Here is a 14,343-nt window from a genome sequence, read left to right as displayed (position 1 = left end):
TGTGGCGGCGAATCCGCGCTTCTTCTGGTGGTGGCATTTTGGCAACACTTGCTTGCGCTTACCTATGTACCATGGTACATAGTGGCATGACTGTAGAGCGCGTGCAGACCGGGGTTCGCCTGGAAAAGAGATTGGTGAAGGTGCTCAAGGCCTTGGCCGAGCATCGCGACATGAGCCTCGGCGACCTCATCGAAGGCATCGTACTGCATGCCTTCGAAGGCCAGGAGCCCTTCTCGCCGGCAACTTTGGAAACGATCGGCCAGCTGAAGCGCATCTACGGGCTGGAACTCGGCGCCGCGGATAGTCATCGCCTTATGGAACCGACGGAGAAAGCAGACGATGAATCATCTTGAACGCAGCCACAGGATCGTGCTTGCGGGTCCGGTCGAACGCGTCTTTCCGTTGTTTACGCCAATCGGGGAAACCTTGTGGGTGGATGGCTGGGATCCGGAATTTCTGCACCCCAAAGACGGAGAGACGCGGGACGGCATGGTCTTCCGGACAAGCCATGGCGGGCGATGAGACCACGCTTTGGGCCTGCACGGACTGGGACCCTCAGGGTCATAGGGTGCGCTATGCCAGGGTGACGCCGGAGTCGCGTTTCGGATTTGTCGAGGTAGCTTGCCGCGAGGCCGGCTGCGGGGGCACGGAAGCGTCGATTGCCTATACGCTCACAGCCCTGAACGAGGCGGGACGGTTGTATCTATCCGCGCTGACGGAGAATGCCTTCGCGCAGATGATCGAGGCGTGGAAAGTCCGCATCGACGCGTGGCTGCTGAACAACGCGTCCGCCATGGCTAAAACGTGACGCGGCCGAGCACCTTGAGGCTGTCGCCATCCGGCGCCACCACCACGGCTTCGCCCTCGCGCGGCGCGATGCCGGTGAGCGCCTCGATATTTTCCAGATGCGTAACCAGCACCAGGTTGTCGGAGCCGGAATAACCTCGAATCTCCTTCATGACCGCCTCCATCTGGGCGGCCTTCTCAGCGGGATCGGCCTTGAGCAGATCGAGCGGCGCGAACGGTTCCGGCTCGGCCTCGAAGGCGATGCGGGCGGTGTCGAGGCAGCGGCAATAGCGGCTGGAGAGCACGCGCCCGATGGGCGCCGCGCGCGCCGCGAACAGTGCCCCGATGCGACTTGACTGCTGCTTGCCGCGCTCCGACAGGTTGAGCTGGGTGGCGCAATTGCCGATGTCGAAATTCGCCGGGTCGGTATTGCCGGTGACGAAGGCATGGCGGAGCAGGACGACATGGCCGCCGTCGCGCAGCAGCGCCCAGCCCGCGTCGGTTGCGTGGGCCAGGCTCGGAACGGCAAGCAGGAAAAGCGCCAGGGCAAGTCGCAGCATGAGAAGTCCTTATGGCGGCCCGAGAGGCCGGGGGCCATGATCGGCATATAGGGACCGCAAAGCCGGCTGAAAAACAAGCAGTGGCCCGGCGGTCGGCCCGAGAGCGGCCGATTGCACGGCGATCGGGGCTCGCCTATCACGGGAAAAATGACTCCGCTCACCGAAACCGTCCTTTTCGTCTTCAGTCTCGTCGCGCTCGGCTATCTCGCCGGCCTCACCGGATATCTGAAGCCGGTGAGCGGGGAGGGCATATCCGAATTCGCCGTCAACGTGGCGATGCCGCTGCTGCTCTTCCAGACGATGGTGAAGTCGGATTTCCACGGCGTGGCACCATGGTCGCTCTGGGGCGCCTATTTTGCGGCGGCTGCCGCCACCTGGGCCGCCGGGCACCTGGTCATGACGCGCCTCTTCGGCCGCGACGCCCGCGCCGGCATCGTCGGCGGCGTGTCCTCGGCCTATTCCAACGTCGTGCTGCTCGGCGCGCCTTTCATCCTCGGCATATTCGGCGCGAGCGGCTTCGAGGTGCTGTCGCTGCTGGTCTCGATCCACCTGCCGGTCATGATGATGGCCTCGATCGTGCTGTTCGAAATGTTCGGCCGCGGCGGCGATGAGTCCGTGCATCCGCTGCGCGTCATCAGGAATTTTCTCAGGCGGTTGTTCGTCAATCCGCTGATCATCGGGATATTGACGGGGCTCGCCTGGCGCATGACCGGCGCGCCGTTGCCGGCGCTGGTTGGGCGTCTGGTCGATGCGCTCGCCAATACCGCCGGACCGGTAGCGCTGTTTGCGATGGGCCTCAGCCTGCGCCGTTTCGGCATTTCCGGCAACATCCGGCCGGCGCTCTCGCTCTCGGTGCTCAAGCTCTTCGTGATGCCGGGGCTGGTGCTTCTCCTGGTCTGGCTGCTCGGCCTGCCCCCGCTGACGGCGAAGGTCGCGGTCGTCGTTGCCGCTCTGCCTTCGGGCGTCAATTCCTACCTCATCGCCGTCCAGTTCAACACCGGCCAGGCGCTGGCGTCGAACCAGATGACGATTGCCACGGCAAGCGCGGTGCTCACGACCTCCTTCTGGCTGACCGTCGTCATCCATGTCTTTGGATAGGGGATGCCGATATTCAGTGATGCGGGACTGAATCCCAACATCCTTCGCTGGTGGCACAAACAAGCGTCCGACGCTCGCTTTTGCTGGCCCAACCCCTATATGCCATCTTGTGATTGCTTGCCGGCCCTTCCCTAGGTAAGAGCAATGCGCCGGCGTGCTACAAGCGCACGCCCACGATACACCAACAAAAACGGCCGTCAGTGCGCCGAACGGAGGCCAGACCATGCTTCAGAAGACCAGCCATTTCCTGCGCCAGGCCAATCTCATCAACGGCGAATGGGTGCAGGCCGACAGCGGCCAGACCATCGACGTCAACAATCCGGCCACCGGCCTCAAGATCGGCACCGTGCCGAAGGCCGGCAAGGCGGAAACCCGCCGCGCCATCGAGGCCGCCGAGGAAGCCTTCAAGAGCTGGCGCAAGACCACCGCGCTCGAGCGCTCGAAGCTTTTGCGCAAGCTGCACGATGCCATGATGGACAATCAGGACGTGCTTGCCGAACTGCTGACCATCGAGCAGGGCAAGTCGCTGTTCGAATCCAAGGGCGAGATCGGCTCGGCCGCGAGCTACATTCTGTGGTTCGCCGAGGAGGGCCGGCGCGTCTATGGCGATATCGTGCCGTCGCCCTGGGGCGACCGGCGCATCCTGGTGACCAAGGAGCCGGTCGGCGTCATCGCCGCCATCACGCCTTGGAACTTCCCCTCCTCGATGCTTGCCCGCAAGATCGGGCCGGCGCTTGCCGCTGGCTGCACCGCCGTGGTCAAGCCGGCGTCGCAGACGCCTTATTCAGGCCTCGCCTGGGGCGCACTTGCCGAAGAGGTCGGGTTCCCCAAGGGCGTGATCAACATCCTGACCGGCTCGGCCGGCGAGATCGGCGACGAGCTCTGCACCAATCCATTGGTCAAGAAGATCACCTTCACCGGCTCGACCGAGGTCGGCAAGATCCTGATCCAGAAGTCGGCTTCGACGGTCAAGAAAGTGTCAATGGAGCTTGGCGGCAACGCGCCGTTCCTCGTCTTCGACGATGCCGACGTCGATCGCGCCGTCACCGGCGCCATCACCGCTAAATACCGCAATTCCGGCCAGACCTGCGTCTGCACGAACCGCTTCCTCGTGCAGGCGGGCGTCTATGACGAGTTCGTCGAGAAGTTGGCCGCCGCCAGCAACAATCTGAAGGTCGGCTCCGGCCTGGAGGAAGGCGTGCAGCAGGGACCGCTGATCGACGAGAAGGCGGTCGAGAAGGTCGAGGAACTGATCGCCGATGCAACGTCGAAGGGCGGCGAGGTCGTCGCCGGCGGCAAGCGCCATGCGCTCGGCGGCTCGTTCTTCCAGCCGACAGTGATCGCCAACGCCACGCCGAAGATGCGCTTCATGAAGGAAGAGATCTTCGGACCGGTGGCTCCCGTGTTCAAGTTCGAGACCGAGGAAGAGGCGATCGCGCTCGCCAACGACACCGAGTTTGGGCTCGCTTCCTATTTCTACACCGGCAATCTTGGCCGCGCCTTCCGGGTCATGGAAGGGTTGAAATACGGCATGGTCGGCATCAACGAAGGCCTGATCACCACGCCGGAGGCGCCGTTCGGCGGCGTCAAGGAATCGGGCCTTGGCAGGGAAGGTGGCCATCAGGGCATCGACGATTACCTCGACACCAAATATGCCTGCATCGGCGGCCTCGGCCTCTGACAGCTATCCTAGGGGCGGGGCAGGCGCGTTGCCTGCCCTTGCCGGACGAGACACAGCCGGCCGAAGTCCATGGATCAACGAACTGACGTTTGGGCACAGCGATGAAGGACGGCGAGGTCTTCGGCACGACGCAGGCAGGCGAGGCCGTGCGCCGCTTCACCATCAGAGGTGGCGGCCTGACCGCCAACATCATCGGGCTCGGCGCGATTGTCCAGGACCTGCGGCTCACCGGCCACGACGCGCCGCTGGTGCTGGGCTACGACCGGTTCGAACCGTATGAGACCGACCGCGCCTATTTCGGCGCTGTGGTCGGCCGCTTCGCCAACCGCATTCGCGACGGCCGCTTCACCATCGCCGGCAAGCGCTATCAGACGGAGCGCAATTTTCTCGGCAAACACACGCTGCATGGTGGCTCGGAAGGCTATTTCCACCGGCCGTGGACGGTCTCGCTGCATGGCCGGGATTTCGTGACGCTGACGCTGCATGATCCGGACGGCACGATGGGCTTTCCCGGCGCACTCGACGTCACTTGCACGTACCGGCTGAAGATCCCCGGCACGCTCAGCATGGAGCTGACCGCCACCTGCGAGGAGCCGACGCTTTGCAACCTCGCTCAGCACTCCTACTTCAATCTCGACGATGGTGGCGCCGGCGATATCCTCGACCACCGGCTGATGCTCAATGCTAGCGCCTACACGCCCGTCGACGGCGAGATGATCCCGACCGGCGTGGTGAAGCCTGTCGACGGCACGCCCTATGACTTCCGCCAGGCACGGCCGCTGCGCATGGAAACGGAAGGCGAGCAGCTTCCCTACGACGTGAATTTCTGTCTCGCCTCCAGCCGCGGACCGCTCCATCAGGCGGCCTGGGTGCAAGGCGCCAATTCCGGCGTCGAGATGGAAGTCTGGACCACCGAGCCCGGTGTGCAGTTGTATATCGGCCAGTATGTCGCGCCGTCGTCAGCGGGGCTGGATGGGCGCCGCTACAAGGCGTTCTCCGGTTTCTGCCTCGAAGCGCAGACCTGGCCCGACGCGCCCAACCGGCCCTATTTCCCGCAGGCCACGCTGTGGCCGGGTCAAATCTACCATCAGGTGACGGAGTACAGGTTCCGCTTACCTTGAGGTCTATTGACGCCTCGGTGAGGCTGGCCTGACCTCACGGCTCAAGGCGCCTCAGCTCTCGAAAGCGGCTCGCAGCGTCTCGAAGGTCGCCAGCGCGCCGCGAACCTGCACGACGGCGGCGGCGACGCGATGCGCGCGCCGGACCGCATCGGCGGGCGCATGGCCGACGAGACGGGCGGCGAGATAGCCGCCGTTGAAGGAATCGCCGGCGCCGGTGGTGTCGACCGGCGTGGCAACATGCACTGCGTCGACTGTTTCCGAGGCGCCGCCCGTGGCAATCGTTGCCGGCTGCTCGCCATTCTTGACGACGACCTCGCCGACCAATTTGCCGAGGCGTTCGGCGGTCGCCTGCGGTGTCTCGTCTGCGAACAGCAGCTGCTCATCCGGGAAGGTGGGCAGAGCGATGTCGGTGACGGCAAGCGCCTCTAGAATCGCGGCCTGAGCGGCCTCGCGGCTTCGCCAGAGCCGGGGGCGGTAGTTGGGATCGAAGGCGACCAGCGAGCCAGCCCGACGGGCTGTCGCTACGGCTGCAAGCAAGGTCTTGCGTGACGCGTCGTCCAGAATTGCCAGGGTGATTCCGGAAAAATAGACAAGCGCCTGTTTTTCGAGGCTCTTCGCCAGCGCGGCCGGATCGGAGGCGAGCTGGCGCGCCGCCGCGTCGCTGCGCCAGTAGGTGAAGGCGCGCTCGGCTCCGGTGAGGGTGATGGCGTAAAGGCCGGGCCTGGCGCCGGCGATGACCGGGCTGCTGCCGATGCCGATGCCGTTTTGGGCAAAGAAGGCGATCTGGTCGCGCGAAAACGGATCGTCGCCGAAGGCCGAGACATAGGTCGCCGGCCGGTCAGGGCTCAGCGCATGCAGCGCCCACAGCGTGTTGAAGGTGTCGCCGGCAAAGCCCATTCGCCAGTTCGGACCCGCCTGGCCCGACAGTTCGAGCATGCATTCGCCGATCGACGCGACACCATTGGCTTCCATATGGCTGATCCTCCTAAGGCTTTGTTGCTGTAGCTTTTTGCAGGCAGTAGCGCCATGCTTGGCGCAGGCCGTTTTTTGCGCCAGAAGCGATTTCCCACAGGCGGGACGGGATGCTGCGCGCAACTCGTGACGTTATCAGCCGATGAGGAACCGGTTTGGCATCGATATGGCGTTACATTCTTGCGGGTCTCGGTCTGGCTGCCCTGCTCGTCGGCATCCTGGCAGTGGTCTATCTGACGGCGCCGCATCCGGCGTCCGGTCCCGATACCTCGCGCTCGAAGAAGACGGCCAACGGCCTGTTCGTTGCGAGCTTCGAGCCGGAACGCGGCGTGATCCGGCAAGGCGAGCTGCAATCCTGGCTGCTGACGCTGAAGACAGCCGCCGGCGCTCCGGTGGAGGGTGCTGCGATCACCGTTTCCGGCGGCATGCCGCGGCACAGTCACGGTCTGCCGACCAGCCCGCAGGCGACCGACTATCTGGGCGAGGGGCGCTACCGCATCGACGGCGTCAAATTTACCATGAGCGGCTGGTGGCAGCTGCGCATCGCCATCTCGGCGGCAACGGGTTCCGATTCCGTCGTCTTCAACATCGTGTTGTGAGCGGCTGATGAGGTGTCTTGCCCGCGTCGCAACCCTGGCCGCTCTGGCCGCGCTCGCCTTGCTCGGCGGCTGCGGCAAGCCTCAGTTCAGCGATGCCGAGAAGAAGACCATCGCTTCGCTGGCGCTGAACACCTTGCCGGCGTTGAAGCCCGACACGACCAACCAGTATGCCGATGTGCCGGCGGCGGCGGCGCTCGGATCGACGCTTTTCTTCGATGTTGGCATGAGCCTTGACGGCACGGTGTCCTGCTCGACCTGCCACAAGATCGACCGCCAGTTCCAGGACGACCTGCCGCAGGCCGTCGGCGTCGGCCGCACCAACCGGCGCACCATGCCGTTGGCCGGCGTGGCGCGCGATCCGTGGTTCTTCTGGGACGGAAGGCGCGACAGCCTTTGGGCGCAAGCGCTGACGCCGCTCGAAAATCCGCTGGAGCAAGCCGGCAACCGCGCCGCCTTCGCGCATTACATCAAGAAGCGGTTCGGCGAGCGCTATGAGCGCATCTTCGGGCCGCTGCCCGATCTTTCGGTGGTGCCGGCCAATGCCAGCCCGCTCGGCACCGATGCCGAGAAGGCGGCCTGGAAGGCCATGCCCGCCGACCAGGCCGACGACGTCAACCGCGTCTTTGCCAATATCGGCAAAGCGATCGCCGCCTTCGAGCGATCGATCGAGCCTTCGCAGACGCGCTTCGACCGCTTTGCCATCGATCTGGCGACCGGCACGAAGCCCGAGGGCGATGCAGCGTTCTCGCCGGAAGAGGTTCTCGGGCTGAAGCTGTTCATTGGCAAGGCCAATTGCGTGACCTGCCACAACGGTCCGCGTTTCACCGACAACTCTTTCCACAACACCGGCGTGCCGCCGGTGAACGGCCTGCCGCCTGATCGTGGGCGGGTCGATGCTGTAGCTCAAGTCCAGGCCGATCCGTTCAACTGCTTCGGCAAGTTACGCGATGGTGATGCCAGCGCCTGCCGCGAGCTGCGCTTTATGGTGAAGGACGGGCAGCAACTGGTGCGCGCCTACAAGACGCCGTCGCTGCGGGGAGTGGCAGACCGACCGCCTTACATGCACGCCGGACAGTTCTCATCGCTCGACGAGGTGGTCGCGCATTATTCGAAGGCGCCGGCGAGTGTCGAGGGCGTTTCGGAGGTGCATCCGCTCAATCTTTCCGACCGCGAACGGGCGGCGCTGGTGGCCTTCCTCAAGACCCTGTCGGAGTAGCTAACGGTCCTTCACCGTTTCCATCGCGACGAAGGTCGAGGTCTGGGCGACGTGGGGGAGGGCCGAGATGCGCTCGCCGAGCACGCGGCGATAGGCGGCGATGTCGGTGGTGCGGACCTTTAGAAGATAGTCGAAGCTCGACGCCATCATGTGGCATTGCTCGATCTCCGGCACGCCCTGCACCGCGCGGTTAAAGGCATCGAGCGCCGCCGAGCGCGTGTCCGATAGCTTCACCTGGACGAAGGCGACATGACCTTCGCCCATGCGCTCGCGGTCGATGATTGCGCGATAGCCTCTTATGTAGCCGTCCTTTTCCAGCCGCTTCACCCGCGCCTGCACCGGTGTCTTCGACAGGCCGACCTTTGTGGCTAGCGCGGACATGGATAGCCTGCCGTCGCGCCCCAGCGCGGACAGGATGTTGCGGTCTATGCGGTCCAATTGGTCTTCAACCATCGAACTGGCGGTCAAAATGATCGTAGAAAGGAATATATGATAGTTCAAACGGACCATCTTGTCGAACTCTTTGGACCGGTCGAAAATTCGCAGCTGTGCTAGCTTTGCGCCAATCGGTTCGGTGACCGCCAGACCGCTCCCTAACGCTTGCTTTATGGACCCGACATGCCGCTTGACGAGATCCGCCAGCAGATCCGCGCCAATTACCTGCCCGACGAAGACGAGGCGGTGAAGCGACTGTCGGCGGCGGCCGGTCTTTCGGCCGAGGAGCGCAAGGCGATCTCGGCCCGAGCCGCCAATCTGGTGCGCGCGGTGCGCGGGTCAACGGACCCTCGACTGATGGAAGTGTTCCTCTCAGCCTACGGCCTGTCGACGAAGGAAGGCGTGGCGCTGATGTGCCTGGCCGAGGCGCTGCTGCGTGTGCCGGACACCGAGACGATCGACGATCTCATCGCCGACAAGATCGCGCCGCATGACTGGTCGGCGCATTCGGGCGGCTCAAGCTCCATCTTCGTCAATGCCTCGACCTGGGCGCTGATGCTGACCGGCCGCGTGCTGGACGAAGGCGAGGGCGGCATCGAAGGCACGCTGCGCGCCATGGTGAGGAGGCTCGGCGAGCCGGTCATCCGCAGGGCGGTGGCGGCGGCGATGCGCGAAATGGGCGAGCAGTTCGTGCTCGGCCGCACCATCGCCGAGGCCGTGCGACGCGGGCGCGCGATGACGCAGAAGGGCTATCTCTATTCCTTCGACATGCTGGGTGAGGCGGCTCGCACGGAGGCCGATGCGCTTCGCTACCACAAGGCCTATGCGGACGCGATTTCCTCGCTTGACGCCGGCTCGAACGGACCCGACATCCGCTACAACCACGGCATTTCGGTCAAGCTCTCCGCACTGCATCCGCGCTATGAGGTGGCGCAGAGGGAGAAGATGCTGCCGGTGATGGCCGAGCGGCTGGTGTCGCTGGCGCTCGCGGCACGGCATTCGCGCATGGGCCTCAACATCGATGCCGAGGAGGCCGATCGTCTCGATCTCTCGCTCGATGTCATCGAACGTGTGCTCGCCGAACCGGAACTCGCCGGCTGGGACGGTTTCGGCGTCGTCGTCCAGGCCTATGGACCACGCGCGGCCTTCGTCATCGACTGGCTCTATGCGCTCGCCAGGAAATACGACCGCAACATCATGGTGCGGCTGGTGAAGGGCGCCTATTGGGACACCGAGATCAAGCGGGCGCAGACGCTGGGGCTTGCCGGTTATCCGGTCTTCACGCGCAAGACCAACACCGACGTGTCGTATCTTGCCTGCGCGCGAAAGCTGCTGTCGATGACCGACCGCATCTATCCGCAGTTCGCCACGCACAACGCGCATACGGTGGCCGCCATCCTGTCGATGGCGAAGGACCGCGATTCCTTCGAGTTCCAGCGCCTGCACGGCATGGGCGAATCCCTGCATGAGACTGTGCGCAAGTCCGAAGGCACGCGCTGCCGGATCTATGCGCCGGTCGGCGCGCATTCCGACCTGCTCGCCTATCTGGTGCGGCGTCTACTGGAAAACGGCGCCAACTCCTCCTTCGTCCATCAACTGACCGACGAAGAGGTCGAGCCCGAGGAGATCGCGCGCGATCCGCTGGAGGCGGTGGAGAAACAGGGTGCGGCCGCCAATCCGGCGATCGCGCGCCCGGCCGCAATCTTCGGCGCCAACCGGCGCAACTCCAGAGGCTTCGATATCACCGATCCGGTGACGCTTGCAGCTGTCGACCGGGCGCGGGCAGAGTTTGCCGGAGCGGACCGCTGGCACGCCAAGCCGATCACGCGCGCCGCCGGCTACGGCAAGCAGCGCCAGATCGTCAATCCGGCCAAGCCGGACGAGATCGTCGGCACGGTGCATGAGGCCGCGGCCAAGCAGGTGGCGACCGCTGTGCGCATCGCCGTCGACGCGCAGCCTGCCTGGGCGAAACGCCCGGTCGTCGAGCGCGCCGCGATCCTCAACCGCGCCGCCGACCTCTACGAGGCCAATGCGGCCGAGTTCTTCGCTTTGGCCACCCGCGAGGCCGGCAAGTCGCTGGCCGACGGCGTCGCAGAGGTGCGCGAAGCGGTCGACTTCCTGCGCTACTACGCGGCCGAGGCGGCGAATGCCGAAGCGGGCACCGAGGCGCGCGGCGCGATCGTCTGCATCTCGCCGTGGAATTTCCCGCTGGCGATCTTCACCGGCCAGATCGCTGCGGCGCTCGTCACCGGCAATTCGGTGATCGCCAAGCCCGCCGAACAGACGCCGCTGATCGCCTTCCGCGCCGTCGAGATGCTGCGCGAGGCCGGCGTGCCGGAGGATGTCATCCAGCTTCTGCCGGGCGACGGCCCATCGGTCGGCGCGCCGCTGACCGCCGATCCGCGCATCGCCGGCGTCTGCTTCACCGGCTCGACCGAGGTCGCCAAGCTGATCGAGAAGCAACTGGCCGAGACCGCGGCGCCCGACGCCATGCTGATCGCCGAGACCGGTGGGCTCAACGCCATGATCGTCGACTCCACGGCACTGCCCGAGCAGGCGGTGCGCGACATCCTCGCTTCCGCCTTCCAGAGTGCGGGGCAGCGCTGCTCGGCGCTGCGCGTGCTCTATGTCCAAAAGGACGTCGAGAAGAAGATGCTGGAAATGCTGAAGGGCGCGATGGAGGCACTCAATGTCGGCGATCCGTGGGCGATCTCGACCGATGTCGGCCCGGTCATCGACGAGGAGGCGCAAGCCTCGATCAGCGACTACTGCAAGAAGAAGGGGCTGGAGGGCCGGCTGATCGCCAAGCTGGAGGCGCCGGCTGCCGGCCGGTTCGTCGCGCCGCATGTCTTCCGCGTCAAAGGCATCGAGGAGATGGAGCGCGAGGTGTTCGGCCCGGTGCTGCATGTCGCGACGTTTGACGCCGACGAGATCGATGCGGTGATCGCCGCCATCAACCGCAAGGGCTACGGCCTGACCTTCGGCCTGCACACCCGCATCGAGGGCCGCGTCCAGCACTTCGTCGATGGCATCCATGCCGGCAACATCTATGTCAACCGCAACCAGATCGGCGCCGTGGTCGGCTCGCAGCCTTTCGGCGGCGAGGGGCTGTCGGGTACCGGGCCGAAGGCCGGCGGGCCGCATTATCTGCGTCGCTTCCGCAAGGGACCGGAGGCCGGCACGGAAGTCGGCGAAGGCCACAAGGTGACGGCGACAGAACTGGCCGACAATCTGCCCGATCCGACGCTTGGCGGCTGGTCGACGCGGCCGGATCGCGTGGCGATCCTGAGAAAACATCTGCGCGGCAAAGGGGCGGCTGCAATTGCTGCCGCCGCGAGCCTCGATTTCGGCCAGGTCGACCTGCCCGGACCGACAGGCGAGGCCAACACGCTGTCGCTGGCGCCGCGCGGGCGCGTGCTCTGTCTCGGCCCGGATGCCGATACACTGCTTGCGCAGACGATCCAGGCTTTAGCTGCCGGCAATGCCGTGCTGGCGGTGGCGCCCGGCGCTCCGGCTGCGCTGTCGGCGCTGACCGGCAAAGGGCTGCCCCTCGCGGCGATCGACGGCCGGCCGGACCCGGTCGAGGCGCGGTCGCTGAAGGTCGATGTCGTCGCCTTCTCCGGCACGCCGGAAGCGGCACGTATCGTGCGCAAGGTGGTTGCCGAGCGCGCCGGGCCGATCGTGCCGCTGGTCAGCGAAGTGCTCAACCCGGCGGCCTACGCGCATGAGCGCGCGGTCTGCGTCGATACGACGGCGGCCGGCGGCAATGCCAGCCTGCTCGCCGCTGCCTAGGGCGTATTGATATTCAGGTGATGCCGGCCTGCAAACGGCGGCTTCCTGCCCTTCCGGTGCTCACGTACGTTAAGTACGCTCCGCTCCGGTTCTCGGAGCCACCGTTTTCGCCTCGGCCTGACCTGAATCTCAACACACCCTGGCCGTCAAAAAGATTGATCGTAGCGGTCAGGCGCCTTCGACGACCGAAAATCCCTCGAATTGGGGATGGCCGAGATAGTGCACCTTCGAGGTGCCGGCGTTGCGATGCGCGGCGCGGAAATTCTCCGATTTCGTCCAGGCGACGAAATCCTCCTGGCTCGCCCAGACCGTGTGCGAGGCAAACAACGTGTAGCCTTCGGTCTCGTTGACCGGGCCGCGCAGCAGGTGGAACTCCCGAAAACCCTTCATTTCGGAGAGGCTGGAATCACGGTTCTTCCAGACGTCCTCGAAGGCCTCTTCCGAGCCGTTCTGGACCTTGAAGCGGTTCATGGCGATATACATGGGTTTCCTTTCGAAATGGCGAGCCAAGATTGATTGGGTTGAAGGCGCGGTTCTCAAAACGGGCCGATGGCGCCGGTGAACTCCAGGCTGTCCCCGACCTTTGCAGGAATCGGAGGGAAGGGCGCTGCCTTGCGGACGAAGCCAAGCACCAGCTTGTCGAAGCTTTCCGAGCCTGAGCTTTCCAGGACGCGCAACTCATCGATGTTGCCGCGTTTGCCGATGACGAATGTCACGACGGTGTTGCTCCTCGCCGTCGCCTGCACCGAGGGCGGCACGCCGCGATAAATGCGGCCAAGCTTGCGGATCACGTCGCTCCGGTAGCTGTCCTCCGCGACAGTCCCCGCCTGATTCTGTTTCTTGCCCTTGCTCGCCGTACGCTCGGAGCGGTTCTGGCCATCCGCCGCGCCGCTCTTCTCGTCGGCTTCTTGCCGACTCGCGGTCACCGGCCTGGCGGTCGGAACCGGCGGCTGCGCCGGAGTGGGAGGAGGAGAAGCACTTTCCGGCTCAATCGCCGCGGTGGCCGCTGTCTTCTCGTCCGGCATGACGCTGTCGGCATCATTACGCGGGGCTTCCGTTGCAAGTATGTCAGGCTCAGCCGGAGGTTTCTTGGCTTCGATGTCAGGCTCGGCCGGAGGTTTCCTAGCTTCCAGCGTCGGTCGCGGCTGCACGGTTTCGGCCGGCCGGGGCGGCTCCGCCGGCGGCACCGGTTTCGCCGGTGGTGGGGGAGGCGGCACCAGGGCAACATTCAATGCCGATTGCTCAGGATTGAGCGCGCTGCCGACCACATTGGCGCCGGACCTGTCGCTGCCTTCAGTTTGCGCCGAATCCTGTAGTGCGGACCTTGCGGAAGGGGATATCAGCAGCGTCGCCGCCACCGCGCCATGGACCAGGCATGAGGCCGCGATCGCCAACCGTCCACTTGCCGTTTTCGCTGCGCGGCTGCGGACCGGCCAGCGGCTCGCCGGGAGCCGCCGTCAACTCGCTGTTGGTGTCGGATGTTTCGCTGATGTCCTGCATGGCGCGGGCCGCAAGCTGCCGCGACCAGTCGCAAATTGTCAAATCAAGATCGCTTGCCGCAAACGGCGGAAGACCAATGCTGGCCAAAGGCCAGACGGCGGCGTTTCGCGCGAGTGCCGGCTCTATGCACATTGCTTGTTCAGACCCCGAAAGCGATGCCGGTTCTGGTCGAGGCCTTCAGACCGCGCATACATGCCGCCGGCTCGACGCCGGGCGCCGGCGCATTCCGTCGCGCTGTTGGTCAGCACGCGGCTGAGCTTGCCGCAGTCGGCGCCGGCAAGGTCGAAGCGCGTCACTTTCGTCTTGCCGGCCGGCAGGTCCTTGAAGTCGAGCACGGTGAGGCGGTCGACGGTGCCGGCCTCGTCGAACAGCGCGATCTCGAAGGCCGCCTTGGTCAGATCGGCGCCGAGCGCGTTGTTGACGACGAAGGTCAGCCGGCAGCCCTTGTCGGAAGGCTGCGCGGCGTTGAGCTCGAGGTTTAGGGCCGGAGCCGGCGCGGACTGGGCCCACGCCGGCACCGGGCCGAGTGACATCGCCGCCGCCGCGGTCAAGAGACGAAGCGATGTCATCAAACGTGGCATGT

Annotated in this window: 15 protein-coding genes and 1 pseudogene; 9 read left to right on the top strand and 7 right to left on the bottom strand. The window is 65.2% G+C overall.

What is annotated here, in order from left to right:
- Window positions 1-86 precede the first annotated feature (86 nt).
- The 3 genes from RFN28_RS06210 to RFN28_RS06200 are packed head-to-tail and all read left to right on the top strand — an operon-like array spanning window position 87 to window position 808.
- Window positions 87-353: a hypothetical protein gene (locus RFN28_RS06210; RefSeq protein WP_320286492.1), complete on the top strand. Its 267-nt coding sequence runs from the start codon at window positions 87-89 to the stop codon at window positions 351-353.
- The gene (locus RFN28_RS06205) at window positions 340-522 is read left to right on the top strand and encodes a hypothetical protein (protein ID WP_320286491.1); all 183 of its coding nucleotides are present in this window, start codon (window positions 340-342) and stop codon (window positions 520-522) included. The genes RFN28_RS06210 and RFN28_RS06205 overlap by 14 nt, the downstream gene beginning before the upstream one ends.
- Window positions 509-808: a hypothetical protein gene (locus RFN28_RS06200; protein ID WP_320286490.1), complete on the top strand. Its 300-nt coding sequence runs from the start codon at window positions 509-511 to the stop codon at window positions 806-808. The genes RFN28_RS06205 and RFN28_RS06200 overlap by 14 nt, the downstream gene beginning before the upstream one ends.
- Here the strand turns inward: RFN28_RS06200 and RFN28_RS06195 are convergent.
- Window positions 798-1,346: a histidine phosphatase family protein gene (locus RFN28_RS06195; protein ID WP_320286489.1), complete on the bottom strand. Its 549-nt coding sequence runs from the start codon at window positions 1,344-1,346 to the stop codon at window positions 798-800. The genes RFN28_RS06200 and RFN28_RS06195 overlap by 11 nt on opposite strands.
- 147 nt (window positions 1,347-1,493) lie before the next feature.
- Here RFN28_RS06195 and RFN28_RS06190 point away from each other — a divergent pair, with 147 nt between their 5' ends.
- From RFN28_RS06190 to RFN28_RS06180, 3 genes are all read left to right on the top strand, one after another.
- Window positions 1,494-2,444 (top strand): AEC family transporter, encoded by a 951-nt coding sequence (locus tag RFN28_RS06190; protein WP_320286488.1) that lies wholly within the window; start codon window positions 1,494-1,496, stop codon window positions 2,442-2,444.
- Between the two features lie 223 nt (window positions 2,445-2,667).
- Complete coding sequence (locus tag RFN28_RS06185; protein WP_320286487.1) at window positions 2,668-4,125, top strand: NAD-dependent succinate-semialdehyde dehydrogenase; 1,458 nt, start codon at window positions 2,668-2,670, stop codon at window positions 4,123-4,125.
- 101 nt (window positions 4,126-4,226) lie between these two features.
- Window positions 4,227-5,246 carry an aldose epimerase family protein gene (locus RFN28_RS06180; RefSeq protein WP_320286486.1) on the top strand — a complete coding sequence of 340 codons (1,020 nt, stop codon included), beginning with the start codon at window positions 4,227-4,229 and terminating at the stop codon, window positions 5,244-5,246.
- 51 nt (window positions 5,247-5,297) lie between these two features.
- Here the strand turns inward: RFN28_RS06180 and RFN28_RS06175 are convergent, their stop codons facing one another.
- Window positions 5,298-6,218, bottom strand: a complete 921-nt coding sequence (locus RFN28_RS06175; protein ID WP_320286485.1) for a sugar kinase — start codon at window positions 6,216-6,218, stop codon at window positions 5,298-5,300.
- Between the two features lie 155 nt (window positions 6,219-6,373).
- Here RFN28_RS06175 and RFN28_RS06170 point away from each other — a divergent pair, with 155 nt between their 5' ends.
- Both RFN28_RS06170 and RFN28_RS06165 read left to right on the top strand, forming a co-directional pair.
- Window positions 6,374-6,817, top strand: a complete 444-nt coding sequence (locus RFN28_RS06170; RefSeq protein ID WP_320286484.1) for a FixH family protein — start codon at window positions 6,374-6,376, stop codon at window positions 6,815-6,817.
- 7 nt (window positions 6,818-6,824) lie between these two features.
- A complete protein-coding gene (locus tag RFN28_RS06165; RefSeq protein ID WP_320286483.1) occupies window positions 6,825-8,033 on the top strand; it encodes a cytochrome-c peroxidase in 1,209 nt (402 codons plus the stop codon).
- Here RFN28_RS06165 and RFN28_RS06160 read toward each other — a convergent pair whose 3' ends face one another.
- A complete protein-coding gene (locus tag RFN28_RS06160) occupies window positions 8,034-8,486 on the bottom strand; it encodes an Lrp/AsnC family transcriptional regulator (protein WP_320286482.1) in 453 nt (150 codons plus the stop codon).
- A 165-nt stretch (window positions 8,487-8,651) separates the two neighbouring features.
- On the opposite strand from RFN28_RS06160, the gene putA reads away from it, so the two are divergent.
- Window positions 8,652-12,260 carry a bifunctional proline dehydrogenase/L-glutamate gamma-semialdehyde dehydrogenase PutA gene (gene putA / locus RFN28_RS06155; RefSeq protein ID WP_320286481.1) on the top strand — a complete coding sequence of 1,203 codons (3,609 nt, stop codon included), beginning with the start codon at window positions 8,652-8,654 and terminating at the stop codon, window positions 12,258-12,260.
- Between the two features lie 168 nt (window positions 12,261-12,428).
- Here putA and hmuQ read toward each other — a convergent pair whose 3' ends face one another.
- The 4 genes and pseudogenes from hmuQ to RFN28_RS06135 all read right to left on the bottom strand — a co-directional run bounded on the left by hmuQ (window position 12,429) and on the right by RFN28_RS06135 (window position 14,341).
- The gene (gene hmuQ, locus RFN28_RS06150) at window positions 12,429-12,743 is read right to left on the bottom strand and encodes a heme-degrading protein HmuQ (protein WP_125001846.1); all 315 of its coding nucleotides are present in this window, start codon (window positions 12,741-12,743) and stop codon (window positions 12,429-12,431) included.
- Window positions 12,744-12,796: 53 nt separating this feature from the next.
- Window positions 12,797-13,285 carry a TonB family protein gene (locus RFN28_RS06145; protein WP_320286480.1) on the bottom strand — a complete coding sequence of 163 codons (489 nt, stop codon included), beginning with the start codon at window positions 13,283-13,285 and terminating at the stop codon, window positions 12,797-12,799.
- Between the two features lie 268 nt (window positions 13,286-13,553).
- Window positions 13,554-13,760 (bottom strand): hypothetical protein, encoded by a 207-nt coding sequence (locus RFN28_RS06140; RefSeq protein WP_320286479.1) that lies wholly within the window; start codon window positions 13,758-13,760, stop codon window positions 13,554-13,556.
- A 139-nt stretch (window positions 13,761-13,899) separates the two neighbouring features.
- Window positions 13,900-14,341 (bottom strand): annotated as a pseudogene (locus tag RFN28_RS06135) (hypothetical protein).
- Window positions 14,342-14,343: the final 2 nt, after the last annotated feature.

The sequence above is a fragment of the Mesorhizobium album genome (assembly GCF_033977205.1).
In the GTDB taxonomy this organism is placed as follows: Bacteria; Pseudomonadota; Alphaproteobacteria; order Rhizobiales; family Rhizobiaceae; genus Mesorhizobium; species Mesorhizobium album.
Note: the sequence above shows the minus strand (reverse complement) of the source record. Positions and strands in the feature narration are given on the sequence as shown.